Annotated in this window: 22 protein-coding genes and 1 tRNA gene; 11 read left to right on the plus strand and 12 right to left on the minus strand. The window is 33.6% G+C overall.

The genetic code is table 11. From position 1 onward, the window contains the following. The first annotated feature begins 42 nt into the window (after positions 1 to 42). Positions 43 to 2,415, plus strand: coding sequence for a hypothetical protein (locus ACFPVY_RS09885; protein WP_379791823.1), 2,373 nt, complete (start codon positions 43 to 45; stop codon positions 2,413 to 2,415). Between the two features lie 36 nt (positions 2,416 to 2,451). Here the strand turns inward: ACFPVY_RS09885 and ACFPVY_RS09890 are convergent, their stop codons facing one another. The 5 genes from ACFPVY_RS09890 to xrtF form a co-directional block, all read right to left on the minus strand. Further along, positions 2,452 to 2,793, minus strand: coding sequence for a heavy-metal-associated domain-containing protein (locus ACFPVY_RS09890; RefSeq protein ID WP_379791824.1), 342 nt, complete (start codon positions 2,791 to 2,793; stop codon positions 2,452 to 2,454). Between the two features lie 69 nt (positions 2,794 to 2,862). Then, positions 2,863 to 5,112, minus strand: a complete 2,250-nt coding sequence (locus tag ACFPVY_RS09895; protein WP_379791825.1) for a TonB-dependent receptor — start codon at positions 5,110 to 5,112, stop codon at positions 2,863 to 2,865. Between the two features lie 66 nt (positions 5,113 to 5,178). Next, a complete protein-coding gene (locus tag ACFPVY_RS09900; protein WP_379791826.1) occupies positions 5,179 to 5,604 on the minus strand; it encodes an HYC_CC_PP family protein in 426 nt (141 codons plus the stop codon). Between the two features lie 54 nt (positions 5,605 to 5,658). Then, complete coding sequence (locus ACFPVY_RS09905; RefSeq protein WP_379791827.1) at positions 5,659 to 6,114, minus strand: exosortase F system-associated membrane protein; 456 nt, start codon at positions 6,112 to 6,114, stop codon at positions 5,659 to 5,661. Next, positions 6,098 to 6,646: an exosortase family protein XrtF gene (gene xrtF, locus ACFPVY_RS09910; RefSeq protein WP_379791828.1), complete on the minus strand. Its 549-nt coding sequence runs from the start codon at positions 6,644 to 6,646 to the stop codon at positions 6,098 to 6,100. Before xrtF ends, ACFPVY_RS09905 begins: the two co-directional genes overlap by 17 nt. 74 nt (positions 6,647 to 6,720) lie before the next feature. On the opposite strand from xrtF, the gene ACFPVY_RS09915 reads away from it, so the two are divergent. From ACFPVY_RS09915 to ACFPVY_RS09945, 7 genes are all read left to right on the plus strand, one after another. Continuing rightward, a complete protein-coding gene (locus tag ACFPVY_RS09915) occupies positions 6,721 to 7,176 on the plus strand; it encodes a GAF domain-containing protein (RefSeq protein ID WP_379791829.1) in 456 nt (151 codons plus the stop codon). A 156-nt stretch (positions 7,177 to 7,332) separates the two neighbouring features. Beyond that, positions 7,333 to 7,602, plus strand: coding sequence for a 30S ribosomal protein S15 (gene rpsO, locus ACFPVY_RS09920; RefSeq protein WP_121375174.1), 270 nt, complete (start codon positions 7,333 to 7,335; stop codon positions 7,600 to 7,602). A 152-nt stretch (positions 7,603 to 7,754) separates the two neighbouring features. Then, positions 7,755 to 9,947: a polyribonucleotide nucleotidyltransferase gene (locus ACFPVY_RS09925; RefSeq protein ID WP_379791830.1), complete on the plus strand. Its 2,193-nt coding sequence runs from the start codon at positions 7,755 to 7,757 to the stop codon at positions 9,945 to 9,947. 177 nt (positions 9,948 to 10,124) lie between these two features. Next, complete coding sequence (locus ACFPVY_RS09930; protein WP_379791831.1) at positions 10,125 to 10,838, plus strand: hypothetical protein; 714 nt, start codon at positions 10,125 to 10,127, stop codon at positions 10,836 to 10,838. A 5-nt stretch (positions 10,839 to 10,843) separates the two neighbouring features. Then, complete coding sequence (locus tag ACFPVY_RS09935) at positions 10,844 to 13,609, plus strand: TonB-dependent receptor (protein ID WP_379791832.1); 2,766 nt, start codon at positions 10,844 to 10,846, stop codon at positions 13,607 to 13,609. A gap of 6 nt (positions 13,610 to 13,615) precedes the next feature. Next, the gene (locus ACFPVY_RS09940) at positions 13,616 to 14,791 is read left to right on the plus strand and encodes a DUF4249 domain-containing protein (RefSeq protein WP_379791833.1); all 1,176 of its coding nucleotides are present in this window, start codon (positions 13,616 to 13,618) and stop codon (positions 14,789 to 14,791) included. After that, entirely contained in the window at positions 14,782 to 16,524 is a 1,743-nt protein-coding gene (locus tag ACFPVY_RS09945; protein ID WP_379791834.1) for a hypothetical protein, read from the plus strand. Before ACFPVY_RS09940 ends, ACFPVY_RS09945 begins: the two co-directional genes overlap by 10 nt. 36 nt (positions 16,525 to 16,560) lie before the next feature. Here the strand turns inward: ACFPVY_RS09945 and ACFPVY_RS09950 are convergent, their stop codons facing one another. Genes ACFPVY_RS09950 through ACFPVY_RS09960 form a run of 3 tightly spaced genes read right to left on the minus strand, consistent with a single transcriptional unit; the run spans position 16,561 to position 18,418 of the window. After that, the gene (locus ACFPVY_RS09950) at positions 16,561 to 17,181 is read right to left on the minus strand and encodes a hypothetical protein (protein WP_379791836.1); all 621 of its coding nucleotides are present in this window, start codon (positions 17,179 to 17,181) and stop codon (positions 16,561 to 16,563) included. A 2-nt stretch (positions 17,182 to 17,183) separates the two neighbouring features. Beyond that, entirely contained in the window at positions 17,184 to 17,918 is a 735-nt protein-coding gene (locus tag ACFPVY_RS09955; protein ID WP_379791838.1) for a hypothetical protein, read from the minus strand. A 2-nt stretch (positions 17,919 to 17,920) separates the two neighbouring features. Next, positions 17,921 to 18,418: a hypothetical protein gene (locus ACFPVY_RS09960; protein ID WP_379791839.1), complete on the minus strand. Its 498-nt coding sequence runs from the start codon at positions 18,416 to 18,418 to the stop codon at positions 17,921 to 17,923. Positions 18,419 to 18,522: 104 nt separating this feature from the next. On the opposite strand from ACFPVY_RS09960, the gene ACFPVY_RS09965 reads away from it, so the two are divergent. The 3 genes from ACFPVY_RS09965 to rpe all read left to right on the plus strand — a co-directional run bounded on the left by ACFPVY_RS09965 (position 18,523) and on the right by rpe (position 21,728). Then, complete coding sequence (locus ACFPVY_RS09965) at positions 18,523 to 19,479, plus strand: hypothetical protein (RefSeq protein WP_379791840.1); 957 nt, start codon at positions 18,523 to 18,525, stop codon at positions 19,477 to 19,479. Positions 19,480 to 19,579: 100 nt separating this feature from the next. Next, a complete protein-coding gene (locus ACFPVY_RS09970) occupies positions 19,580 to 20,443 on the plus strand; it encodes a sigma-70 family RNA polymerase sigma factor (RefSeq protein WP_026707723.1) in 864 nt (287 codons plus the stop codon). 622 nt (positions 20,444 to 21,065) lie between these two features. Next, a complete protein-coding gene (gene rpe / locus ACFPVY_RS09975; RefSeq protein ID WP_379791841.1) occupies positions 21,066 to 21,728 on the plus strand; it encodes a ribulose-phosphate 3-epimerase in 663 nt (220 codons plus the stop codon). 52 nt (positions 21,729 to 21,780) lie between these two features. Here the strand turns inward: rpe and ACFPVY_RS09980 are convergent, their stop codons facing one another. The 4 genes from ACFPVY_RS09980 to ACFPVY_RS09995 all read right to left on the minus strand — a co-directional run bounded on the left by ACFPVY_RS09980 (position 21,781) and on the right by ACFPVY_RS09995 (position 24,855). Next, positions 21,781 to 22,671, minus strand: a complete 891-nt coding sequence (locus ACFPVY_RS09980; protein ID WP_379791842.1) for a DUF72 domain-containing protein — start codon at positions 22,669 to 22,671, stop codon at positions 21,781 to 21,783. Positions 22,672 to 22,739: 68 nt separating this feature from the next. Continuing rightward, the gene (locus ACFPVY_RS09985; protein ID WP_379791843.1) at positions 22,740 to 23,765 is read right to left on the minus strand and encodes a T9SS type A sorting domain-containing protein; all 1,026 of its coding nucleotides are present in this window, start codon (positions 23,763 to 23,765) and stop codon (positions 22,740 to 22,742) included. Positions 23,766 to 23,928: 163 nt separating this feature from the next. Beyond that, complete coding sequence (locus ACFPVY_RS09990; protein WP_379791844.1) at positions 23,929 to 24,585, minus strand: zinc-dependent peptidase; 657 nt, start codon at positions 24,583 to 24,585, stop codon at positions 23,929 to 23,931. 193 nt (positions 24,586 to 24,778) lie between these two features. Beyond that, positions 24,779 to 24,855: transfer RNA gene (locus tag ACFPVY_RS09995), tRNA-Arg, on the minus strand. Positions 24,856 to 24,911: the final 56 nt, after the last annotated feature.

A 24,911-nucleotide genomic window follows, 5' to 3' on the forward strand; every position in this document is an offset into this window, starting at 1 on the left:
TTAATAAAAAAAATCCTATATTTCCCAACTAAAACTTTATAAATGAAATTCAATTCTTATAAGCCAAATTTGTTCTGTTTATTTCTCTTACTATCCTCTTTTTGCACTTACTCTCAAGAAATATCTGATCAAGAAGACTCTGAAATCACAAAGCACATTTCAAGTTATTTTTCATTAGACAGAGAAAACATACATATTCAATTTCCGAAAAAAATATTTTTTACCAATGAAAAAATATTCTTTAAAGGCTTTGTGTACAATATCAAAACAGGAATTCCTTCTGTAATGACCACAAATATCTATGCTACTTTATATAATGAGCAAGGAGAAAAAGTAACTGAAAAGCTTTTTTATTCAAGTAACGGAAGCTTTACTAGCGATTTTGACCTAAATAATTCGTTCTCAACTGGAAAATATTATATTCATTTTTTTACAAATTGGATGAAAAATTTTAAAGAAGATGAGTCGTCAATCAATTCCATACAGATTATTAATAAAGATGATAAATCTTACTCAAAAGAAATAATTCCGGATTTTTCAAGTGTTTCTATAAAATTTAATCCAGAAGGCGGCACTCTTCTTGAAAATCAAAAAAACATAGTCGGCATTAAAATAAGCGATTGTAACGGAAACCCATTTCAAATTTCTGAAGGCGATTTAATCGACGATAAAAACATCGTTTTGCAAAAAATTCACTTAAATAACTTTGGTTTTGGCAAGTTTGAATTTGTCCCAAATAAAAAAATCTATAAAGTTAGATTCCTTATAAATGGCACTTCTTATGAAGAAATGCTTCCAATTGCATCTGCCGAAGGGTTTGCTTTAGACGCAAATAGCTTTTCAGTTAAAGACAAAACACTTTTAAAAATTAGAACCAATTTAAAAACCATTGAAAAATACAGAAACAATTCATTAAAAATTGTTATCAATCAATTTGATAAAATTGCGTTGCTTGACTTAAATTTTATAAATGATCAAGAAGAGCAAACCATTCTTTTTGAAAACGAAAACATTTCTGACGGCATAAATACCATCCGAATTATCGATTCTAATTTAAATGTTCTTGCAGAACGGATGATTTTTAAACATCAAAAAGAAAAATTAGAAGTTGATTTACAAGCCACTAAAAAGGCGTCAGACAGCATTTCTTTTTCTGGAAACTTAAATTTGAAATATAGCGACATTTCTATTTCAATCTTGCCAGAAGAATCGTTATCAATTGACAATGAAAACGATATTTATGGAAGCTTTTTATTAAATTCTTTTCTTTTAGAGAAGTCAAAAAATTCTAGATATTACTTTAATGAAATCACGACAAAAAAGAAATATGAACTTGATTTATTACTTCTAAATCAATCCAAATTCAAATATGATTGGAAAGATATAATTACTTCAGCTCCAAAGGAAACTTTTGAATTTGATAACGGATTGACATTAAAAGGAACTGTAAATCAAAAAATTTCTGACCCAAAAAAAGCGCAAATAATCGTGACTTCTCCAACAAGCGCCAATTTTGGAAATATCGACGAAAAAAATGAATTCTTTTTCAATAATTTGATTTTAACTGATTCGACAAAAGTGAACATTACTTTTATTAACGAAAGAAGTAAATCGGTAGAATTTAAAGATTATCCGCAAGTTTTAAACAGTCGCAGAACGTTTAACAAATCGATTCGCTTCAAAAATAGTTTATGCGAAATCCAGAAACAAAAAGTCGAAATAGATTTTCCACAATTTAAGTTGAAAACAATCATGCTAGACAGCGTGAAAATCGTTGGCGCAACCAAACCAACTCTCAATTATGAAACAAGATTTGGAAATTCAAGATTGAGAGGATTTAAAATTGCTGAAAACGAAGGCAGCGCCATGCTTTTACAGTTTATCAGAATGAATGGCTTTACGACAGAAAATGAAAACACATCGCTTAGAATTCTTAGTGATCGAAATTTTGGCACTTTTAGAACAGGAAAAAGTTCTCCCGCGATTTACATGGACGATATACCAGTCGCAATTTTGGATGTTTTACAGCAAATTACAATGCGTGAAGTGGATGAAATATATTTAGATACAAACATGAGATCGTCTGCCTTTCCTGATAATATTGGAGTGATAAAAATATACATGAAAAAGGGTGCCCGAAATTCTTCCTATAAAAATAATATTACAACCTATCCAATACCCAAAGGTTTTTCAGCGATAAAGCCTTTTAAAAATGTCAGTTACAATTCAACATCGGACTTAGGTTTTAAAAATTTTGGTTTAATTAATTGGATTCCAAATATTATCGCAAATGAAAACGGTCATTTTGCATTTCAAATTCCAAATATGAATCAAAAGAAAGTGAAAATTTTAATCGAAGGTTTTTCTGCCGATGGCAAGTTAATCTCTGAAATAAAAACAATTGAATTAGAATAAAAAAATCCGGAGCCAATTAAGACTCCGGATTTTTTTTTATTTTCGATCGTAGGAACAACACGTATGAAGCTTTGCGTAATCTTCATCTGTCGCGCGAACATCTTTTGTGTCGTGTCCAGCTTTTGCGACGGCCTGCTGTATTTTTAAAGCGTCTGCTTTTTCCTCATTTACAATAACGTGTAAAGTTTGATCATCTTGATGCCATTCAGCAGATTTTACTCCTGAAACTCCAAACGCAGCCTTTTCTATTCGCTTCTTGCACATCTCGCAATTTCCTCTGACTTCGATGTCTTTCTTGGCATTTTTACTCTTTTTTTCTTGTGCCTCAGATGAAAATCCGATTATGGAAAGCAAAAGCACGAACATTATTTTTTTCATATTTGATTGTCTTTGCGAGGAATAGCTTTTCCCGAAACATCGGGAAAGCAATCTCATCCTCAGTTATTATTATTTTATTTTGAATCGTAAACCCGCGTAATACATTTGACCAAAAATTGGCGCATAAATTATAGAACTATCAAAATTTGGTCCAAAAGGATTATCAGCTCCAATTATTGCTTTATCTTGCTTATAGTTACCAATGTTTTCACCACCAACATATACTTCAAATGTAGATGAAAAAGTTCTGGTTATTTGTGCATTCATAACGGCAAAAGCTGGAGAATATTCTGGAAGTCTGTCTACTTCTGGATTTGTAGCCGTGTTTGGCAATTGTTGTTTTCCTAACCAATTGTATGTAAAATCAAATTTCCATTGTTTCCCTTTTTCTGCAATGTGTGTTTCATAAGCTAAATTGGCGAAGAAACGATGCTTTGCCTGAAGCGGTCTTTGGGCACTTCCGCTCAAATAATCGGTTTCAATTTCATAATATTTGTAAGCTGTTCTCAAGTTGAAATGCGTGGCCAATTCATAGTTAAAATCCACTTGCAAGCTGTTGGCATACGAACTTCCGTTCAAGTTATAAAACAAAGCCTGTTGAGGCGAAGCATATAAATCGACAACGGCCTGATTCTGAAAATCAGTTCTATAAAAATCTACGCTAACATCCGCTGGGCGGTTAAAAAGCGTGAAACCTTGCATAAAACTTAAGCCATAATTCCAAGCGATTTCCGCATCCAATCCATAGATTTTTCCATTGGTACTTAAAATATCAAACACTCTTGAACTTGCAAAAAGTTGTTGGTTTTCAGCAAAAATATTCGCAGAACGCTTTCCTCTTCCAGCCGAAGCTCTCAAAGTTGCTTTTTCCCAAGGAATGTATTTTAAATGCAATCTTGGCGTTACAAAAGTTCCCAATCGGTTGTGATTGTCCACCCTCGCGCCAGCAACCAAGCTGAAATTAGTGGTGTTATCATACGTATATTCAAAAAATGCTCCAACAGAATTATCGATTCTATCAAAATCTCTGGAGATATTTGGAACGCCCACAAATTCATCATATTTGTCATACGTAAAATTCAAACCTGTAGAAAATTTGTTCAACGTATTGCTGATAATTGAATTAAAAATTAAGTTCGAATAAAAACTTTTTTGATTGATATCATATTGATTTAAACCAAAATAAGATTCCTGATCGTGACCGTTAAAAGCAGTTTGCAAACCGATACTTTGATATGGCATATCTGGAAAAACGTAACCCAATTTTGCCGAAACATCATAACGTTGCGTCTTGATTTCTGAACCCCAATAATTGGTTGTCAGCTTGTCGCGATCTTTGTCAAAATCAATTTCACCGGTTTGTTTATCGTCGTTCATGTAACGAAAATTGATGAAACTTACCCAGCCTTTTTCAAGGTCTGTATATTGCCAACGGTTTAAAACATTGATTTGTTTTGCCAACGGATTGTCTAAAAATCCATCATCATTCATATCGTTTTTTGCGACACGAGTGTTTCCATGTACAAATAAACTTGTTGCCCATTTATCAGAAACTTTTTTGTTGAAATGCGTATTTACCTCAAAACGGCTATCGGTTGAACCGTAAACATTTAAGAAAAACGGAATGTCATTTACAGGTTTGATTAACTCGGTATTTATTTGTCCCGAAATACTTTCAAAACCGTTTACCACAGAGCCCGCACCTTTTGTAATTTGAATACTTTCCACCCAAGTTCCAGGCGTAAATGATAATCCGTACGCTTGTGAAGCGCCACGAACCGAAGGAATATTTTCCTCCGTAATCATTAAATACGGACTTGTCAAACCCAGCATTTTAATCTGTTTTGTTCCTGTCAAAGCATCCGAAAAATTTACATCGATGGACGGATTTGTTTCAAAACTTTCGGCCAAATTACAGCACGCAGCTTTCAACAATTCTTTGCTTGACATTGTAGAAACATTGGCAGTTTGCAGATTTGAACGCTGTAAACTTTTGCGTTCCTTATTAATCACAACTTCGTCAAGATTTTTGGTTTGAGAAAGCGAATGTTTGATATATTCAGAAGAATTTACGGTCAAGGTATCGGTTTCAAAACCTACAAAACTGATAATCAATTGTGTATTTTCTGAACTATACGGAATAGAAAATTCTCCGTTTTCGTCTGTAATTGTTCCGATTTGTGTATTGAGCCATTGAACGCTGGCTCCTGGAAGTGACTGATTTGCAGTTGTAGCTTCAGTAATTTTTCCTTTTAATTCTTGCGAAAAAGAAAAAGTGGAAACTAAAAATAGTGCAATCAGAAATAATTGCTTTTGCATAAAAAAGATTTAATGTTATCAAGAAATTTTGGCCACAAGAAATGGCTTTGTCATTGAAACATTAATTCACGCGTAGAAAATATATTGAGAATAGAGCTTGAACAGCGGTGGCGCATTGGCATCACAGCAATATTCAATTGGAGTTTGTTTGGTTGAAACAGGAAGCGCTTCAAAAACCAATGGTTTCCAATCATTGATTACAAACGGAAGATCTGAGCTAAAAGAGAAAGTTTTAACGACAACTTGTTCTGATTTTTTCTTTTGCTCAATCTTTTTATCAGAACAACATTTCTTATTTTCCTTTGCTTTTTCGGCACAACATTTTTTAACGGGAGCTTTTTTTTCCGGAATTGTGCAACTTTCGTCAACCTTGTAATTTAACGTAATTGAAGAAATTGTTCCGCTACAAAAGTGCACGTTAAAAGCCATTCCCATATTGGAAACCAATAGGAAAAATGCTAAAATTAAACTTGTACTCTTTTTAAAACTCATCGAATTGAAACTTAATTCGTTGCAAACATATCAAAAATTCGAAGGAAAAACTGTTTATGACTTGTTATTTTTTTTTTCTAATTGCTTCTGATAATAAAAAGCTGGAACAAATAACAGCACGAAAAGTGGCTGGATCAAAAATCTTCTGACATAAAAAAGAAGCAAATTATTGGCTTCCGCCGAAAAAGTTAAGATGACAAAAAAAGCAATTATTAAGATGATAAAAAATATCAGGTACAAAACCGAAGCAAATTTGGTCAATGAAAAATCCTTGAATAAAACCTGAATTATCGCCAGAGAAACGATCGAATTTAAAGCGTATCGTAATAATAAACTGAAAAATAATTTGAGCGAATCATATTCGGGAAAAGGCAAATTTGAATAATCTGTCTTAAAATAATTTAAAAACGGATCATAAAATAAATCTTCAAAAGCACGGATTATGGCCAGCAAAAAGACGAGCGCAATTGAAAAGGCGATTTCCTTTTTATAGTTAAGAAGCTTTTGCATAAGACGAAAATTTTTGAACCCAAATTACCCACAAACCGAAAACGACTCCATAAATAAACAACGGAAAAATCACGCCGTGCAACAGATGTTCGTATTCTGGATAATGGAAAAGCGCAATTGTCAACAGCGCAATTCGCAAGACATTCAATAAATGTATGATTAAAACTCCGATGATTAAAAATAAGATTGTGTGTTTCAGTTTTCCTTTGAAAGCAATTACAAAAGCCACAAAAAGAATCATCACGCTCATCGCATTGCAACCTTCCACTACTCTTGCCAAATATTTTTCATTTAGAAATAATTTCATGCACGCTTGCCCCAGATGCGGAATTGTGTACGCGTCTTGACCAATGAATTGCAGTAAATCTTCGGTTTGATAGGCCACAAATTTTGTCATTCCGTCGATTTCCAATTCTTTTGAATCAAAACTATTCAAATACATTTGGTAGCAGAAAGTAAGGATTCCGTAAGTCACAAAAAACTTTAGGAGGAAAATAAAAAACGGGCGGTAAAGCTGGAAATACTTTTTCAAAAAATTGAGTTTTAACAAAACTATACAATTTTATCGTCTGTCAAATAAATACTTTTGTAAAAAAATTATCAATTATGACTTTCGAAGAATTAAAACCAAAGGTTCAAGATATATTACACCATAAAGACACATTGCGCGACGACAAATTATTACAGCTTTGTCATCTTTTAAAAGACAATATTGATTATTATGACTGGGTTGGATTTTACTTCCGCAATGGCGAAAAAGAAGAATTATTACTGGGGCCATACGCCGGAGAGCCAACTGATCACACGGTAATTCCGTTTGGGAAAGGAATTTGCGGACAAGTGGCAGTTTCAAATGAAAACTTTGTGGTTCCAGATGTAAAAGCTCAGGATAATTATATCGCTTGCAGTTTTACGGTAAAATCTGAAATCGTGGTGCCGCTTTTTGTGGATGGAAAAAATATTGGACAAATTGATATTGATTCTAATGTATTGGACCCATTTTCTGACTTGGACGAAAGATTCTTGGAATTTGTAAATGCAGAAGTAGCGAAGTTATTTTAATTTAAAGATTTAATTATTAAAAGATTGCATTCGCTTTTTCGAACAATTTTCAAATTCTTCAATCTTTAAATTTTTTAATCTCAAATTAATAGTTACCTTTGCACACGAATAAGAAAAACTTGTTCATACATAATAATCATTTAAAATAATATTAGCATGTACTTAACTAATGAAGTTAAAGCGGAAATCTTCGCTAAACACGGAGGAAAAGCTGAAAACACTGGTTCAGCAGAAGGTCAAATCGCATTATTCACATTCAGAATTAGCCACTTGACAGAGCATTTGAAAAAAAATCGTCACGATTACAACACTGAGCGTTCACTTGTACTTTTAGTAGGTAAAAGAAGAAGCTTACTTGATTATCTTAAAAAGAAAGATATCAACAGATATCGTGAGATTATCAAAGAATTGAATATTAGAAAATAATTCAATAGAAAAGAGGTGCTCACGCGCCTCTTTTTGTTTTTACACATATTGCAATAAAAGTTTGGTTTTTCATTGGGTTTTAGAACAATAACTACACACAACAACTACAACACAACTAAAACCCATTGTTTAATCAATTAGAGAATTAATTTATGATTCCACAATTATTTGTAGAAAGCATCGATTTAGGTGATGGCAGAAGCATCACAATCGAGACAGGTCGTTTAGCAAAACAAGCTGACGGTTCTGTAGTAGTAAGAATTGGAAAAACTGTAATTTTAGGTACAGTTGTTTCCGCAAGAAAAGCAAGTCCAGGTATCGACTTTTTACCGTTAACGGTAGATTACAGAGAGAAATTTGCTGCAGCAGGTCGTTTTCCTGGAGGTTTCTTCAAAAGAGAAGCACGCCCAAGTGACAACGAAGTATTAACAATGAGATTAGTTGACCGCGTTTTGCGTCCGCTTTTCCCATCAGATTACCACGCAGAGGTTCAAGTTATGATTCAGTTGATGTCTCATGATGAAGACGTTATGCCAGATGCTTTGGCAGGTTTGGCAGCTTCGGCAGCACTTGCTTTGTCTGACATTCCTTTTGAAACATTGATTTCTGAAGCTAGAGTTGGAAGAATTGACGGTAAATTTATCATCAACCCATCTCGTGCACAATTAGAATTGTCAGATATTGACATGATGATTGGAGCTTCAACAGATTCTATCGCGATGGTGGAAGGTGAAATGAAAGAAATTTCAGAAGCAGAAATGGTGGAAGCCATTAAATTTGCACACGAACACATCAAAGTACAAATCGCTGCTCAAGAAAGATTGGCTGCCGCTTTTGGAAAAAAAGAAGTTCGTACGTATGAAGGAGAAAGAGAAGATGAAGCAATTTACGAAAAAGTAAAAGCTGCTTCTTACGATAAAATTTACGCGATTGCAAGCAAAGGTTCGGCTAAACACGAACGTTCAGCTGCATTTGACGAAGTAAAAGAAGAAGTAAAAACGTTATTTACTGACGAAGAATTGTTGGAAAACGGAGATTTAGTTTCTAAATACTTCAAAAAAGTTAACAAAGAAGCTGTTCGTAATGTAACTTTAGACTTAGGAACACGTCTTGACGGAAGAAAAACTACAGAAATCAGAGATATCTGGTCTGAAGTAGATTACTTGCCATCAGTTCACGGTTCTGCATTGTTCACACGTGGAGAGACTCAAGCTTTGGCTACGGCAACTTTAGGAACTTCTAGAGAAGCCAACCAAATCGATTCACCATCTGAACAAGGAGAAGAAAAATTCTATTTGCACTATAATTTCCCGCCATTTTCTACAGGAGAAGCGCGTCCATTGAGAGGAACTTCAAGAAGAGAAGTTGGTCACGGAAACTTGGCTCAAAGAGCGTTGAAAAACATGATTCCTGCTGATTGTCCTTATACAATTCGTGTGGTTTCTGAAGTATTGGAATCAAACGGTTCGTCTTCAATGGCAACAGTTTGTGCAGGAACTTTATCTTTGATGGATGCTGGTATTCAAATGATCCGTCCGGTTTCTGGAATCGCGATGGGATTGATTACTGACGGAGATCGTTTTGCCGTTTTATCTGATATCTTAGGTGATGAAGATCACTTGGGTGATATGGATTTCAAGGTAACGGGTACTTCTGAAGGTATCACGGCTTGTCAAATGGACATCAAAATTGACGGATTGAAATATGAAATCATGGAGCAAGCTTTGGCTCAAGCTCGTGACGGACGTTTGCATATTTTAGGAAAATTGATTGAAACTTTAGACAAACCAAGAACTGACGTTAAAGTTCACGCTCCAAAAATCATCATGCGTACTATTCCTGGTGCTTTCATTGGTGCATTAATCGGACCTGGAGGAAAAGTAATTCAAGAATTGCAAAAAGCTACAGGAACAACTATCGTGATCAACGAGGTTGACGAGCAAGGTGTTGTTGAAATCCTTGGAACTGATCCTGACGGAATCGCAGCTGTATTGGCTAAGATCGATTCTATCATTTTCAAACCACAAATGGGAGAAGCTTATGAAGTGAAAGTAATCAAGATGTTGGATTTTGGTGCAGTTGTAGAATATACAGAAGCTCCAGGAAACGAGGTTTTATTGCACGTATCTGAATTGGCTTGGGAAAGAACTGAAAACGTAACTGATGTTGTTAACATGGGTGATGTTTTTCAAGTAAAATACTTAGGTTTAGACCCAAAAACAAGAAAAGAAAAAGTTTCTAGAAAAGCGTTGCTTCCAAGACCTCCGAGAGATGAAAATGCTCCAAGAGAAGAAAGAGCGCCACGTCCTGAAAGACGTGACGATCGTAGAGACGACAGAAAATAATAATTATTCTTTTTTAAAGGTTAATTCAACTAAAACCCCATTTCATTTTTGAGATGGGGTTTTTAAGTTTTATCTAATTCGTGAAATCAAAAAGTGTTAAAATGAATTATGAAATATTTTTGTAAGATATTTTACCTACATTTACTTTCTTAACATTCCATTTGCATTTTCGATATTATGACCACAAAACCACTTTTATCAGTTTGCTCAATAATTTTATACTCGCAAGTTTGCTTTTCCCAATCTTCAAACAATTCTCTATCTAATTGGTTTGATGCGACTATAGGCAAAGAAAATTTAAGCATCAGCAACGGTTTTATTGCTAATGAGCAATATATTACCAACAATTCAAATTTGTATTTCAAAGATTCCAAATTTTCTCTTGGTTCAGTTTCTTACGAAGATCAGTTTTACGCTGATTTATATATAAATTACGATTCTTACAATGACGAGCTTCTACTGAAACCAAATGGTACCGAAGACTTAAAATCGATAATTGTCAAAAAAGAATACACGTCAAGCTTTACTTTTTTAGGCAGAAATTTTGTGAATTTGACATACAATAAAAAAACTTCGGAAAATTTTTTAAACGGTTACTTTGAAGAGAAAATATTCGATAAAAATTTAATTTTATATACGAAATATGCAAAAACCAGAAGTGAAAAAATCGATAAAAATCAGTTAATCAGTGAATTTTCTAGTTTTAATCAATTCGTAATTTTACACGACGGAAAATATTTTAAATACAGCCAAAGCGCTATCGAGCAGTTATTTCCAGATTTGAAAAATCAAATAAAATCTTTTTATTCTGAAAACTCAATTATTCAGAAATCTGATGAAAAGTCTTTTGTTGAAATGTTATTAGAACGAATCAATTCCTTATCCAAATAGTTTATATGAGAAATTTAATCTTAGCATTGTTGTGCACTTTTGGGTATGCTTCTTATTCGCAAAATAATAATGAGAATTACAATCTCGAACTTCAAAATGCAACGCTAAAAAACGCGATTGAAAAAATCGAATCAACCACAAAATACAGGTTTTACTTCGATCCACAGTGGATTGAAAAAGACAGCACGGTCGTATCTAAATCATTTTCGCAAAAGAATATAAAAGAAATCGTAGAATCTGTTTTATCAAATACCGATTTCAATTTTTTAATTCAAAACAATAAAATTGTCTTAACTAAAAATAATATTATCAGAGACAACCTTCCTGATAATTATTTTGGTAAATCACTTGAAAATCCTGCGTCTTCAGGCAATGTCGAAAGTCCTATTTTTCGTGAACAACCAATAGTGCAAACTGAGAAAGATTTTGATCCAAACATTATATTTATAGGAAAAGAGTCAAAAACTGATAACAAAAAATCAAAAAAACTCACCGGATACTTAAAAGATATAAAAACGAACAAGCCTGCTCCTGATGTAACCATTCGAGTAAAAGGGAAAAATATTAGCGCTATCACCGACGAAAGAGGGTTTTATACATTGCAAGTTCCAAGTGGTGTCGTAACTTTAGAAACAGAATCGATAGATTTCAACAAGATTGAGCGAAAAGTGGTTTTGTATAGCGATGGAAAACTTGATCTTGAGTTATCAGAAAATGTAACGCTTCTTCAAGAAGTATTGATTAATGCGAAGGCAAATGAGAAATTGGTTAGCACAAAAACCGGTGTAACTTCCATTGATCTTGAAAATTTAAAAAGGGTTCCTTTAGTTCTTGGAGAACGCGATATCTTTAAAGCCGTTACCATTTTACCTGGTGTGAAAACAACTGGCGAAGGCGCTGCAGGATTTAGTGTTCGAGGCGGAAAAGAAGATCAAAACTTAATTCTTTTAGATAACGGATTAATCTATAATCCGTCGCACTTCTTTGGTTTTTTCTCGGCGGTAAATCCATTTACGACACAAAAAGCAGATTTATACAAAGGAAGTATTCCTGCAGAATTTGGCGGAAGACTTTCATCTGTTTTTGACATAACTTCAAAAAGTGGCGATGAAAATAAATTCTCCGGCGAAGGAGCAATTGGTCCGGTCACAAGCAATCTTGCAGTAAGCACACCAATAATAAAAGGAAAATCAAGTCTTATGGTTGGCGGCCGAGCTACTTATTCTGACTGGATTTTGAAATCTTTAGACGATGAAAACTTAAAAAATAGTAAAGCTTCTTTTTATGATGCCATTGTAAAATACAGCCACAAGTTTAACGAAAATAATAGAATTGAAGCCACATTTTACATGAGTAATGACAAGTTCAATATTTCATCTGATTCTCTTTTTAATTATAGCAACAGGCTCGCGACTTTAGAATACAATCACAAATTTAATGATAAAAATAACGGCCAATTAGTCCTTACAAATACTGAATATAAATTTGGAATCGACTATGACAGCGATAATTTGAATGCCTTTGATTTTGGATATAAATTAAATGAAACGCAAATTTTAGCAAAATTTAATTATTTGTTGAATGACAAGCACAAAATTACTTACGGAATTTCAAGCAAATTATACGGAATTAGACCTGGATTCTTAAATCCAAAAAATGAAAGTTCGCTTTTAAACAGAACTGACATTGATAAAGAAAGAGGTTTAGAATCTGGCATTCACATTTCTGACAGCTACACGATTAACGACAAACTTTTAGTCGATATTGGTTTGCGTTATTCTACTTTTTCGGCTTTAGGAGAATCTACACAAAGAATTTACCAAGCTGGCGCCCCAATTACTAACGGATCTGTTATTGAAACGCGAAATTTTAAAAAGAACGAAGCTTTTAAAACTTACGGCGGATTAGAACCTAGAATCTCAGCTCGTTATTTTATCGCTGACGATTTCTCGGTTAAAGCAAGTTATGACAAGGCTTATCAATATATTCATTTACTTTCAAGCAATACTACTCAATCGCCAACAGATACTTGGAAACTTTCTGACATGAACGTAAAGCCACAAGTTTCACAACAGTTTTCAGTTGGTTTCTTTAAAAACATCAACTCAAAAGACTTAGAACTAAGCGTGGAAGGTTATTATAAAAAATCAAAAAACTTTTTAGATTACAAAACTGGAGCGACATTGCTTTTAAACGAAAATATAGAAACAGAACTTTTGCAAGGAGAAGGAAAAGCGTATGGAGTTGAATTCTTAATCAAAAAAACAGCTGGAAGATTAAACGGATGGCTTGGCTATACTTATTCGAGAACATTGATAAAATTAGACAGTGAATTCACTGAAAACAGGGTAAACAATGGTGATTTCTTTGCAGCAAATTTTGACAAGCCACACGATTTTAGTTTAATTTTAAATTATAAAATTACTGAACGATATAGTTTTTCTTCTAATTTTATTTATCAAACCGGCAGACCAATCACTTACCCAATTGGTTCTTATCAATATGGAAATGCCGAATATACACTTTACAGCGACAGAAATAAATTTAGAATTCCAGATTATTTTAGGCTAGATGTTGGATTCAATATCGAAGGAAATCATAAAATTAAAAAATTGGCACACAGTTTTTGGAACATTTCAGTCTATAATGTGTTAGGCAGAAATAATCCTTATTCTATTTATTTTGTAACTCAAAGTGGAGAAATTAAAGCATATCAAACTTCAATTTTTGCGATTCCGATTCCAACGGTGACGTATAATTTCAAATTCTAAATGGGCATGAAAAATAAATTTCTAATAAAAACAACTTGCTTTATATTGCTAATCATTAGCACGATCAGTTGCGTTGATCCTTATCATTTAGAATCAACGAATTTTGAAGAAGCAATTGTAATCGAAGCTACGATCACAAATGAGCTTAAAAAGCACGAGGTTAAATTATCAAAAACATATCGATTTGAAGACAACGGTCCAACATTTCAAAGTGGCGCTTCTGTATATGTTTCAGACGATATGGGTAATACCTATGATTTTGAAGAAGATAATGGAAAATATATCTCCGTTTCAGAATTTCAAGCAATGCCACAGCGAAAATATCAACTGAATATAACTACAAGCGATGGAAAATCATACATTTCAAACGAAGAAATACTAACAACTTCAATTCCAATTTCTGATGTCAACGCAATTGTAACCACGAAAGAAGGACAACGTGGCGTGCAGTTGAACGTGAATAGTTTTGATCCAACAGCAACTTCCAAATATTATCGGTATGAATATGAAGAGACTTTTAAAATCGTCAGCCCTTCGTGGGTGGCGTTAAATTTAAACTATAATGAGCCTCCAGTCGATGATTTTTATTACACGATCAGAGATAACGATTCAAAAATTTGTTATTCTACTGAACTATCGAACGAAATTATTTTAAAATCGACGGCAGAACAAAGTGAAGACCGTGTTCAAGATTTTGAAGTGCGATTTATCAGCGATCAAAATTATATAATCTCACACCGTTACAGCATTTTGGTTAAGCAATATGTAGAAAATTTATTTGCCTATAACTTTTATGCAACGTTGCAAAAACTATCCTCTTCAGAAAGTATTTTGTCGCAAACCCAACCAGGTTTTTTATCTGGAAACATAAAGAGCACAACCGACGCGAATGAAAAAGTAATCGGTTTTTTTGATGTTGCGTCTGTTTCAAAGAAAAGAATTTTCTTTAATTATGCTGATTTATTTCCGGGCGAACCTTTGCCTCCGTTTAAAATTGATTGTGATCCTGGAATATTTGACCTTAATCCGGAAATCAATCCTAGAGCTGATTTAATTCATATTGTAAATACCGGCAACTTGTTATATTTTAATTTTGAAGCTAACATTTATTACATGGTTCCACCACCGTGTGGCGACTGCACGACATTTTCTTCTAACGTAATACCTTCATTTTGGGAATAAATAAAAACATAACATCAGCACTTTTTTTGTTGTTTTCGCTTTGTTTAAGCGCACAACAAAATACAGTTTTCAGCGCGCCATCAGTTGAAAAAACTACGCCAGAATCACTTTTCTTGCACTTAAACGCAAGCACTTTTGTCTCTGGAGAGACGCTGTTTTATAAGATTTATAGTTTAAATCAGGTTGATAATACGATTTCTCAAATAAGTAAAGTGGCTTATGTGGAACTGATTGATTCAAAGAAAAACAGTATTGTAAAACATAAATTATTTTTAAAAGAAGGATTGGCTAAATCCGATTTATTTGTTCCAATTACTTTAAAAACAGGAACGTACAAATTAATCGCTTACACAACTTGGATGCTTAACAAGAAAGAATCTGATGTCTTTCAGCAAGAAATTTTTATTATAAATCCTTTTGAAGAACTTTCTGAAAACAATATCGCGAAAGAAAATGAGAATTATGTTGCTACAAAAGTGAACGGTAATTCTTTACCGACAAATAGCACTTCAGAATTAAAAGTCAATTTAAATAAAAAAACATTCAATCAAAGAGAAGAAGCCATAATTAATTTCACTTCAAGCAAAAATTTGTCCGGAAATTACTCTGTTTCCGTAAGAAAAACTGATTCATTACCAAGTCCCTTTATGTTTTCGGCATTTGACTTTAAAAATAATTCGAATAAGTCATCCGTTTCGTTAGACTCAAAAAAAATAATTTTACCAGAAATGAGAGGCGAATTAATATCCGGAAAAATTGAGGCCGAAGATAAAAATTTGCAGGTTCAAAATATCGCAGTTGCTTTGAGCATTCCCGGAAAATCTTTTGTTTTTAAAATCGTAAGAACAAACAAACAAGGTGAATTCTTTTTCATTATTGACCAAAATTACCAAAATCAAGAATACGTAATTCAAGTCATCGGAGAAAAAAATATACAATATTCTGTGTCAATAAATAAAAAGGAAACAGTCGATTTAAGTAAATTAAGTGTTGCAAATAATTTCAAAATAAATTCAAAAATTAAAAATACTTTAAAAGAACGATCTATTTCTAGTCAAATTGAGAATGCATATTTTTCTAAGAAAACCGACAGCGTCACAGCAGTTAATCAAAAATATTTTTATGACCCATCTTCAAAGTCATATCGACTCGATGATTATACTCGATTTGCTACATTAAGGCAAAGCATTACTGAAGTTGTAAAAGAGATGAGTTACTCAAGAAGCGGTGGAAAATACATATTTCATTTAAAAGATTTTACAGCACAAACGCAAGTTCAAGAACCCGTTTTGACGTTAGTTGATGGAATTCTTGTTCAAGATGTTAGTGATATTATTGATTATGATGCAAAAAATATCGAAAAAATAAACATTGTTCCAAAAGGATATATTTATGGAGGAACCGTGACCAGCGGATTTGTGAGCATTTTTACAAAAGACGGAAGTTTTAATACCGACGCGCTTTCAACAAAGTTTTTCAATTTTAATTTTGATGCCGTACCGCAAAAAGAAAAAATTTACTTTGAGCAAATTTACGATGCCCAAACAAAAAGTTCTAGAATTCCAGATTTTAGGCAACAGCTTTTGTGGCTTCCGGAGTTAAAATTGACTGAAAAAAACACAAAAATTTCGCTATTTACCTCTGATATTCCTGGTAATTATGAAATTTCAGTTGAAGGATTTAGTGAAAAAGGAGAGCCAATATCTTTAAAAGAAACTTTTATTGTTGAATAATTTACAAACCCCATTTTGATTAAATGGGGTTTATTTTTATTGCCTGTAAACGACACCAAACATTAAACTCTGCGAACCAAAACCTTTCTCGAGTTTTTCATTAAAAAGTCCATACGGTGACCATTGATAATGACATTGCAAACCCACGTTTTTATAGTTTATTTTGACTCCTTGTGACAGAAAAAAAGTTGTCAAAACTTCGCCAGAATGCTCTCCTTTTTCAAATTGCAAAGTATTTGGCGCACTATAAACATTTAAAGCCAAACCGATTGCTGAGTTCCATTCTGCGTTGAAATTAGTTGCCTTTTGCGAAAGCGGAATTACTTTTGAAAACCGCGTTCCGATGTTTATTCCAAAGTATTTTGATTTGTATTTTACGATAGAATCTTGGTACTTAAAATTAGCTTCCACAGGATTTTTAGGAATAAAAAAATTGAATCCTAAGTCGACAAAATCTTCCTTGTTAATTTTATTTCTAAACCAAAAGCCGAACGAGGGTGACATTTCAAATTGCTTGGAGAGTTTTCCAATAGGTTGCAAAAAACCAGCTTCCACATAAATTCTCTCATAATCTGTTTCAGAAGAAACATCAAGAAAATCTTGAGCTTTTGCTTGAAAACCAATTATCGAAATCAAAATAATTAATAGCTTTTTCATAATTACCAATTTATTAAAGGCAAAGATCTTTTGCTATTTACATTCCAAATTCCGAGTTGAAAACCTTTTGAAAATGACTTGTTGTAAACCCCAATTTGAAGTCCGTCGTTTCTTTTCGCCCGATTTATGACACCAAAGTGCAAACCATTTAAATCTTGTGATTGATTGTAAATTCCAAAAGTAGCACCTGAAAGTTGGTTGTTTCCATTGATTATTCCAACAGACAATCCATTTTGTTTCCCTGCCAATGTTCCGAGTGGCGCCAAAGAAATTCCGTTAAAATTATTGAATTTATTGCCAAGCGAAATATTCAAACCGTTCATGCTTGTTGTTGTAAAAAAGCATCCAGTACTTAAATTTATTCCGTTTAATTTCAAATTTGGCGTCGTTGTCCAATCTTTAATTTTCATAAATCTTTCATCCTCAACCGCAATACTTTTGTCTCGTTTGTGCGCTTTAATAAACTCTGGAGTATGCATAATCATCATAAATCCAACTAAAGCTCCGGCTATTGGCGCAGGATTTACTTCTAGATTCATTCCGTTAATTGTCTGAGAAACAATTTTCTTGTTATCTATATGACCGATTCCAAAAGTCAATCCGTTGACATTATCCACTTTTTTTGAAATCGGAGAAAGACTGAACAATTGCGATCTCAAATTTGGAACTTGTAAACTGTCTTGTGAAAATCCTCTTATTGAAAAAAAGACTAGTAATGCTAAAATTTTAGTTTTCATAATTATTTTTTTAAAGATGTATTAATAGCAAATCGATTGTAAGAATTGTAGCTTGTGCCTCCAGCCATTAGCAGAAACATGCTGCTACTTTCATAAAATTTTTGGGTAAAAAGCGTAGAATCTTTTGCAATTGCAATACGAAGTCTGTCAATTTTTGTCTTGCAATAAACCGGCGGAAAAAAAACCTTTTTCTTTTCGAAATAAATCTCGAAGTATTTTTTTTTCAATTTTCCCTTAAAAACCTGTTGCTGTGGCTTTTTAAAATCAGGATTATTGTACACTATTCTCAAATCTCCAGAATCATCAAAACTAAGTTTGACATCAGTAGCTTTGTGACTAATCCCGAATAATTCGAGAAAATCAACTCCGCCAATATTTGTGGGCTGATTTTGAATTTCTACATTCATTTTTTGATTAATCTCTAACATATCTTTTTTTCTAAAATCGCTTGAAGCACAAGAAAAAAAGACAAAACACAATAAAATTGAAACTGTTTTCATAATGATTTTGTTTAAATTATTATCCAAACTTATTGCGAAATACACACATCAATTTGCTTTAAACAATAATTTAAAATCTTATATTTGCGATAATCGCAAAAGACATGGATAACCAAGCTATTTTACTGGGAAAAATCAGAAAGCAATTGGACAATAATTCTTCATTAATCGAAGAAATTGCTTCTGTGTTGCAAATAAGTTATGACGCATCGCACCGAAGAGTTTCGGCAAAAAGCAAATTTTCTATTGATGAAACTGTCAAGCTTTGCCAGCATTTTTCAATTTCTATGGATAAAATTTTTGGCGGAAAAGAAAATCAAGTCATTGCAGAAAAGACGAAAGAAATTCATTCGTTAGAAGATTTGGCCACTTATTTCAGACAATCCGCTTCCAACTTAAAACATTATGGAAGCAATTCTAAAATGTATTATTCTGCGAAAGATATTCCGCTGTTTTATACCATTGGAGGAACTTTCCTTTCTAAATTCAAATTATATGTCTGGCTGAATCTTTTGATTGGAAGTGAAAATCAGGAAAGTTTCGAGAAATTTACTTTAGATCAATCACTTTTGGAGTACAGTTCGCAATTGCAGACAGTTTATGACAATTCAGAAGTACACGAAATTTGGAATGACACGACGATAAACAGCACGTTGCAACAGATTTTATATTTCTTTGAATCAGGATTATTGTCACATCAAAACGCACTTTCACTTTATGATGACTTGAAAAAATTATTGCAAAAAGCAGAGGAAAAATCCAGTAAAAATTCTTCAAACTATCATTTGTATTATAACGAACTTTTGATTTTGAACAATAATGTGTTGATGTCAAAGCCAGAAAAGAAATCACTTTTTATTCCTTACACGATGCTGGGTTATTTTATTACCGAAGATATTTCTACTTGTGACAATGCTTCTGAATATTTTTTGCACCAAATCAAGAATTCGAAGTCCTTAAATCTTTCTGGAACACGAGATCGAAAATTATTTTTCAATAAAGCGAATCAAAAAGTAGATTTTTATCTACAGAAAATCAACCAGTTAGATTTAGAATTATAATTATTTTAGAACAAATAAATATTTCTTTGAAACTTTTGTAACTTTTTGACAACTCATTACGTATAACAACCTGAATACTTAAAATTTAAGGAAAACCTACATGAGACAACTCAAAATTACCAAGCAGGTAACGAATCGTGAAACTGCTTCTTTAGACAAATACCTACAAGAAATTGGAAAAGTTGACTTAATTACCGCCGATGAAGAGGTAGAATTAGCACAGAAGATCAAGGCGGGAGACCAAAGAGCATTAGAAAAATTGACAAAAGCCAATTTGCGTTTCGTGGTTTCCGTAGCAAAACAATATCAAAATCAAGGACTTACACTTCCCGATTTAATTAACGAAGGAAATTTAGGTTTAATTAAAGCCGCACAACGTTTTGATGAAACGCGTGGTTTTAAATTTATTTCATACGCAGTTTGGTGGATTCGTCAATCAATCTTGCAAGCTTTGGCAGAACAATCTCGTATTGTTCGTTTGCCGTTGAACAAAATTGGTTCTATCAATAAAATCAACAAAATGTATGCTTTGTTAGAGCAATCTAATGAAAGACCGCCTTCTGCTGAGGAAATTGCGAAAGAACTTGACATGACGGTGAATGACGTAAAAGAATCGATGAAAAATTCTGGCCGTCACCTTTCAATGGATGCACCGCTTGTGGAAGGAGAAGATTCAAACCTTTATGACGTTTTGCGTTCTGGTGAGTCTCCAAATCCAGATAGAGAATTGATCCACGAATCTTTGCGTACAGAAATTGAGCGTTCATTGGAAACTTTGACGCCAAGAGAAGCTGACGTAGTTAGACTTTACTTTGGTTTAGGCGACCAACACCCAATGACTTTAGAAGAAATCGGTGAAACTTTCGACTTGACTCGTGAGCGCGTGCGTCAGATTAAAGAAAAAGCAATCCGCAGATTGAAACACACTTCAAGAAGTAAAATTCTTAAAACGTATTTGGGATAATCAATTGCAAAGTTTTCTAAAATCAATTTTGATTCTTAGAATAAATTTGTAAATTGTTTTCTGAAACAAACACATACAACAATATTTAACGCAACAACAGTTTCAAAACTGTTCGTTTTTTGATTGATGATTGAAACTCCGGCTGATTACCGGAGTTTTGTTTTTTATAAACCAAAACTTCCGGTCTGTTCGCTATCGCTCGGGTTTCCGGAGTTTTGTTTTTTATAAACCAAAACTTCCGGTCTGTTCGCTATCGCTCGGGTTTCCGGAGTTTTGTTTTTTATAAAACTTCACAATTCAAAATTCTAAATTGAATATTCAAATTTCGATTAAATAAATAATTTGGGCGTGCCACCAAAAAAAAGCTAGCGCATTTTTCTGCTGTCGGGCTTACCGCTCCCAATCTTTTATTTTTTTTAAAGAAAAAAAATAAAAGATTTCCGCTCAAATCCCTCACGCTCACGATTTCAAAATAGCACTCTTGCTTTATGACAACTTCACAATTCAACAATTCCAAATTGAATATTCAGCGTTCAAAAAGTATTTAGAATTTGTACCTTTGCAAAAAATTTGAATGTCCAACTAGGAATTTTCAATTTTCAACACAACAAACAACTACAAAATGAAAAACACATTAATTGCACCATCAGTTCTTGCAGCTGATTTTGGAAATTTACAGCGCGATCTTGAAATGATCAATAAAAGCGAAGCCGACTGGTTCCATATTGACATCATGGACGGCGTTTTTGTTCCGAATATTTCTTATGGAATGCCCGTTTTAGAAACTATTCAAAAACACGCTAAAAAAACGATTGACGTTCACTTGATGATTATTGACCCTGATCGTTACATCAAGACTTTCGCATCGCTTGGAGCAAATGTTTTGAGCGTACATTATGAAGCTTGCAATCACCTCCACAGAACGCTTCAGGCGATCAAAGCTGAAGGAATGAAAGCTGGAGTTGCGATTAATCCGCATACGCCAGTAAGTTTGTTAGAAGACTTGATAAATGATATTGATGTCGTTTGCGTAATGAGCGTAAATCCTGGTTTTGGCGGCCAATCTTTCATTGAATCGACATATAAAAAAGTAAAACAATTGAAAGAAATTATTACCAGAAATAATGCTTCGACTTTAATCGAAGTTGATGGTGGCGTAACCAATAAAAATGCAAAGCAATTGGCTGATGCCGGAGCTGACGTTTTAGTTGCCGGAAGCTATGTTTTTAAAGCTGAAAATCAAATCGAAACTATTGCAGATTTGAAGAAAATCACTGCAATTTAATTTATTATAAAATACACATTAAAAAGCCTGCAAAGAAATTTTGCAGGCTTTTTTATTCAAATAAATCGCCTTGTTGTGGACCTTTATCAGGATTTTTTAAATCTAATTTTAATTCTTTGTTCAATCGTTCGATAAAATAAGAAGCCAACAAAGGTGATTCAAGCTCAACATTTTGATGAACGAAGAAATATAATTTCTCCAATCCTTCTTTGCGCCATCTTTTAATTCTTTCAATCCAATCATCTAATCTTTCCACATCTGACGGATGATTTGCTCCAACATATCTGATAAAAGCTACAGAATTTGTCAATCTCATGTGCAATATATCACGTCTTCCGGCGGTATCGACAATGATGTTTGTCATATCGTTTTTTTCTAATAATTGGCAGAATTCATCTTGCACTTTTGGGTCGCTGAACCATTCGTTATTCCGAACTTCGATGCCAAGCGGCACTCCTTTTGGAAAATCTTCGACCACTTTTTTTAGTCGTTCAAAATCTTTAGGCTTAAAATTATCGTGCAACTGCAAGAAAGTCATCCCGAGTTTTTTATCGAAATTGCTGATGGAATTGCAGAAATCGTTTACCGCTTCTTTCACATCAATCAATCTTTTAAAATGGCTGATGGTATTGGTCAGCTTTGGAAAAAATTTAAAATTATCGGGAGTTTTATCTTTCCACGTTTCGACTTGTTCCCAAGAAGGCATTCTGTAAAAAGTCGCGTTCAATTCAATCGAATTAAACTGTGTGGAATAATAGGCCAATTCATCTTTTGTCCCACGCGGATAAAAACCTTTAAGTTCGCTTCTGTTCCATTTTGCGCAACCGACGTAGGCTTCAAAATCATTTCCTTTTGAAGCGCTCAAAACCTTTTTGGTTTCGGGAGCATCTTTCGGCAATTTAAAATCTACCGAACCGGGATTATCTACTTTTCCAAAATCCATATCTTTTTATAGGAAAGGTACGAAATATGTTAGGTAAAAAAAAAGCTCGTTTTCGGAGCTTTTTGAATTTAATTCTTTAATAATTTTGAATTGAAGAGATTGTTATTGGCTTGATCTAAAATTTTTACAACATACATTCCCTTCTCCAAAGCAGAAATATCGATTGGATATTCATCTCCGACTGCTCCAGAAATTGCTTGTTTTAAAACCAAAGATCCTTTCAAATCATACAATTCAACTTGACTCGGAATTTCTTGCAAAGCGTTATGATTCATTTTTAAATTAAATGTTTCAGATGCTGGATTTGGATATAGCAACATTTTATTATTTGTAGCAAAACTTTCTGTACCCAAAAATTGATCATAATTAATTATGAAAGGCATATCAACGGATAAAGTTGAACCTCCGTCAACAATCGGCGCCCACGCAGTTCCGTTATGTTGTTTTGCATTCCAAGCTGGCAAATTAACCGTTCCGGCCACGGTAACCGAAGGGAAAAACATAGCGGCATTGTTTGTTGGATGCGCTTGATAATCTACCCAATATGTTCCGGGGGTAAGATTTATTGCTATTGTAGCTCTGATTCTCCAAATTTTGCGAGTTGTTCCCGGTACAGCATTTCCAATTCTATAAGACAATGCATCACCACTGCCCGAAACTGCATAGGCATTTGCCGTCAAGTTTCCGGCCAAAACTGTTGAAGTTGCAACAGAAGGATCACCACTCCAGATTTGAACTCTTAATTGATCGATTGGAGGGACAGTTCCAGTGAAACTTGTCTGATAACAGTAAAAGTCAATTGATGTAACATTAAGTTGCTGACCAGCAGGAACCGTAAAATCGTCTGCCAACCTATAGGTGGTTGCGCCAGATGTCAAATAGTAACCAGCAAGACCGAGCGAGGTATTTGTTACACCGCCCACACTCTGAAGCTCACTCCAGGTATATCCGGATGGTGAGGTTGTTGCTCCATTTGCCGTCGTGGTTCCTGTTGTAAAACCTCCATTATTGTAAAAAGCTTGAGAAAACATTGGCGATCCTGCAAACAGAAGCGAAATAAATACCAATAATTTTTTTTGAGTAATTTTTTTCATAGTTGGGATTATTTAAGTTGTTGATAACAAATTTAATTTATTTTTAAATACATATTATCAAATTTTTAAATAAATATTAGCATTATTTTATTCTTATTTATTAAAAACTAAAATATAATTTACTAAAAAACAAAAAACTCAAAGCATTTTTAAAATCTAGAACTTATTTAAAGTTGATCATTTTCCGCACCCTTTCGTATAATTCAGGAAATTCTCTTCGAAAGATTTCTGGCGATTCAAAGAAATGTTCTAAAATTACTGCTAGAAACTCGAATTGATTCTCAAAAGCGTAATCTCTAAAATATTTTTTAGAAACTAACTCAGAAAATAGTTGCTCGTTTTTATAGAATTTTACGATTTCATCAAATTCATCATAAAAAATAATGGCACTTGGGTCGTTACTTTTCATGGTGTGAAAATGTAAAACGTGTGAAAATTCATGAAGCCCGAGATTTATGTTATCGTTCGAGGTTTGGAGTCCCAAAAGAAAGTCTTCCCATGAAAAAACGACGGCTTTCAATCTCGGATTGAATTCACCTTTGTGATACGTTTCATTAATTGTAGAGAAATACTGGCGCGGATAAATAATAATTTTAGTAAACTGTTGAATGATGTACTGTCTCATGCCAAAGGTCAGCATCACATAAGTTCCAGCAATGATAATCATCATTTCGGCGGTAATTTCGATGTCTTTCCCGATAAATTGATAGTTTTTCAGGAAGCAACTTACTCGATGTTCAAAGTAAACTTTTCTCCTATCCGGCAGTCTTCTGTAAAAGGGAAATTCATTTTGCAGTATTAATCTGTATTGTGATTTCAACTTCTTTGGAAACGGATAGAAATAAAGATATAATGGCCTGCTATAAATAAAAATATAGCCCGATTCAACAATTTTAAATACTAGTGCGATACTAAAAATTAAAATTGGTCCAATCAATAAAATAAGAAGAATTATTTTAAAAATCATCTGGCAAAAATTATAAAAAAAGCCAAACAAATGTTTGGCTTTAAAATGGTGACCGCGGAGGGGTTCGAACCCCCAACCCTCAGAGCCGAAATCTGATATTCTATCCAGTTGAACTACGCGGTCAATTTGATTGGTTTTTCGATTATTGGATTTTTCGATTGTTCGAAGAATCAAATAAT

The sequence above is a fragment of the Flavobacterium qiangtangense genome, assembly GCF_042658345.1.
In the GTDB taxonomy this organism is placed as follows: Bacteria; Bacteroidota; Bacteroidia; order Flavobacteriales; family Flavobacteriaceae; genus Flavobacterium; species Flavobacterium qiangtangense.

Coding starts and splice junctions, on each gene's coding strand:
- ACFPVY_RS09970 (WP_026707723.1), top strand. CDS start 19,580: ATGAGACAACTCAAAATTACCAAGCAGGTAACGAATCGTGAAACTGCT.
- ACFPVY_RS09935 (WP_379791832.1), top strand. CDS start 10,844: ATGAGAAATTTAATCTTAGCATTGTTGTGCACTTTTGGGTATGCTTCT.
- ACFPVY_RS09895 (WP_379791825.1), bottom strand. CDS start 5,112: ATGCAAAAGCAATTATTTCTGATTGCACTATTTTTAGTTTCCACTTTT.
- ACFPVY_RS09900 (WP_379791826.1), bottom strand. CDS start 5,604: ATGAGTTTTAAAAAGAGTACAAGTTTAATTTTAGCATTTTTCCTATTG.
- ACFPVY_RS09965 (WP_379791840.1), top strand. CDS start 18,523: ATGGATAACCAAGCTATTTTACTGGGAAAAATCAGAAAGCAATTGGAC.
- ACFPVY_RS09925 (WP_379791830.1), top strand. CDS start 7,755: ATGATTCCACAATTATTTGTAGAAAGCATCGATTTAGGTGATGGCAGA.
- ACFPVY_RS09950 (WP_379791836.1), bottom strand. CDS start 17,181: ATGAAAAAGCTATTAATTATTTTGATTTCGATAATTGGTTTTCAAGCA.
- rpe (WP_379791841.1), top strand. CDS start 21,066: ATGAAAAACACATTAATTGCACCATCAGTTCTTGCAGCTGATTTTGGA.
- ACFPVY_RS09980 (WP_379791842.1), bottom strand. CDS start 22,671: ATGGATTTTGGAAAAGTAGATAATCCCGGTTCGGTAGATTTTAAATTG.
- ACFPVY_RS09890 (WP_379791824.1), bottom strand. CDS start 2,793: ATGAAAAAAATAATGTTCGTGCTTTTGCTTTCCATAATCGGATTTTCA.
- ACFPVY_RS09930 (WP_379791831.1), top strand. CDS start 10,125: ATGACCACAAAACCACTTTTATCAGTTTGCTCAATAATTTTATACTCG.
- ACFPVY_RS09915 (WP_379791829.1), top strand. CDS start 6,721: ATGACTTTCGAAGAATTAAAACCAAAGGTTCAAGATATATTACACCAT.
- ACFPVY_RS09885 (WP_379791823.1), top strand. CDS start 43: ATGAAATTCAATTCTTATAAGCCAAATTTGTTCTGTTTATTTCTCTTA.
- ACFPVY_RS09955 (WP_379791838.1), bottom strand. CDS start 17,918: ATGAAAACTAAAATTTTAGCATTACTAGTCTTTTTTTCAATAAGAGGA.
- ACFPVY_RS09940 (WP_379791833.1), top strand. CDS start 13,616: ATGAAAAATAAATTTCTAATAAAAACAACTTGCTTTATATTGCTAATC.
- ACFPVY_RS09905 (WP_379791827.1), bottom strand. CDS start 6,114: ATGCAAAAGCTTCTTAACTATAAAAAGGAAATCGCCTTTTCAATTGCG.
- ACFPVY_RS09960 (WP_379791839.1), bottom strand. CDS start 18,418: ATGAAAACAGTTTCAATTTTATTGTGTTTTGTCTTTTTTTCTTGTGCT.
- rpsO (WP_121375174.1), top strand. CDS start 7,333: ATGTACTTAACTAATGAAGTTAAAGCGGAAATCTTCGCTAAACACGGA.
- ACFPVY_RS09985 (WP_379791843.1), bottom strand. CDS start 23,765: ATGAAAAAAATTACTCAAAAAAAATTATTGGTATTTATTTCGCTTCTG.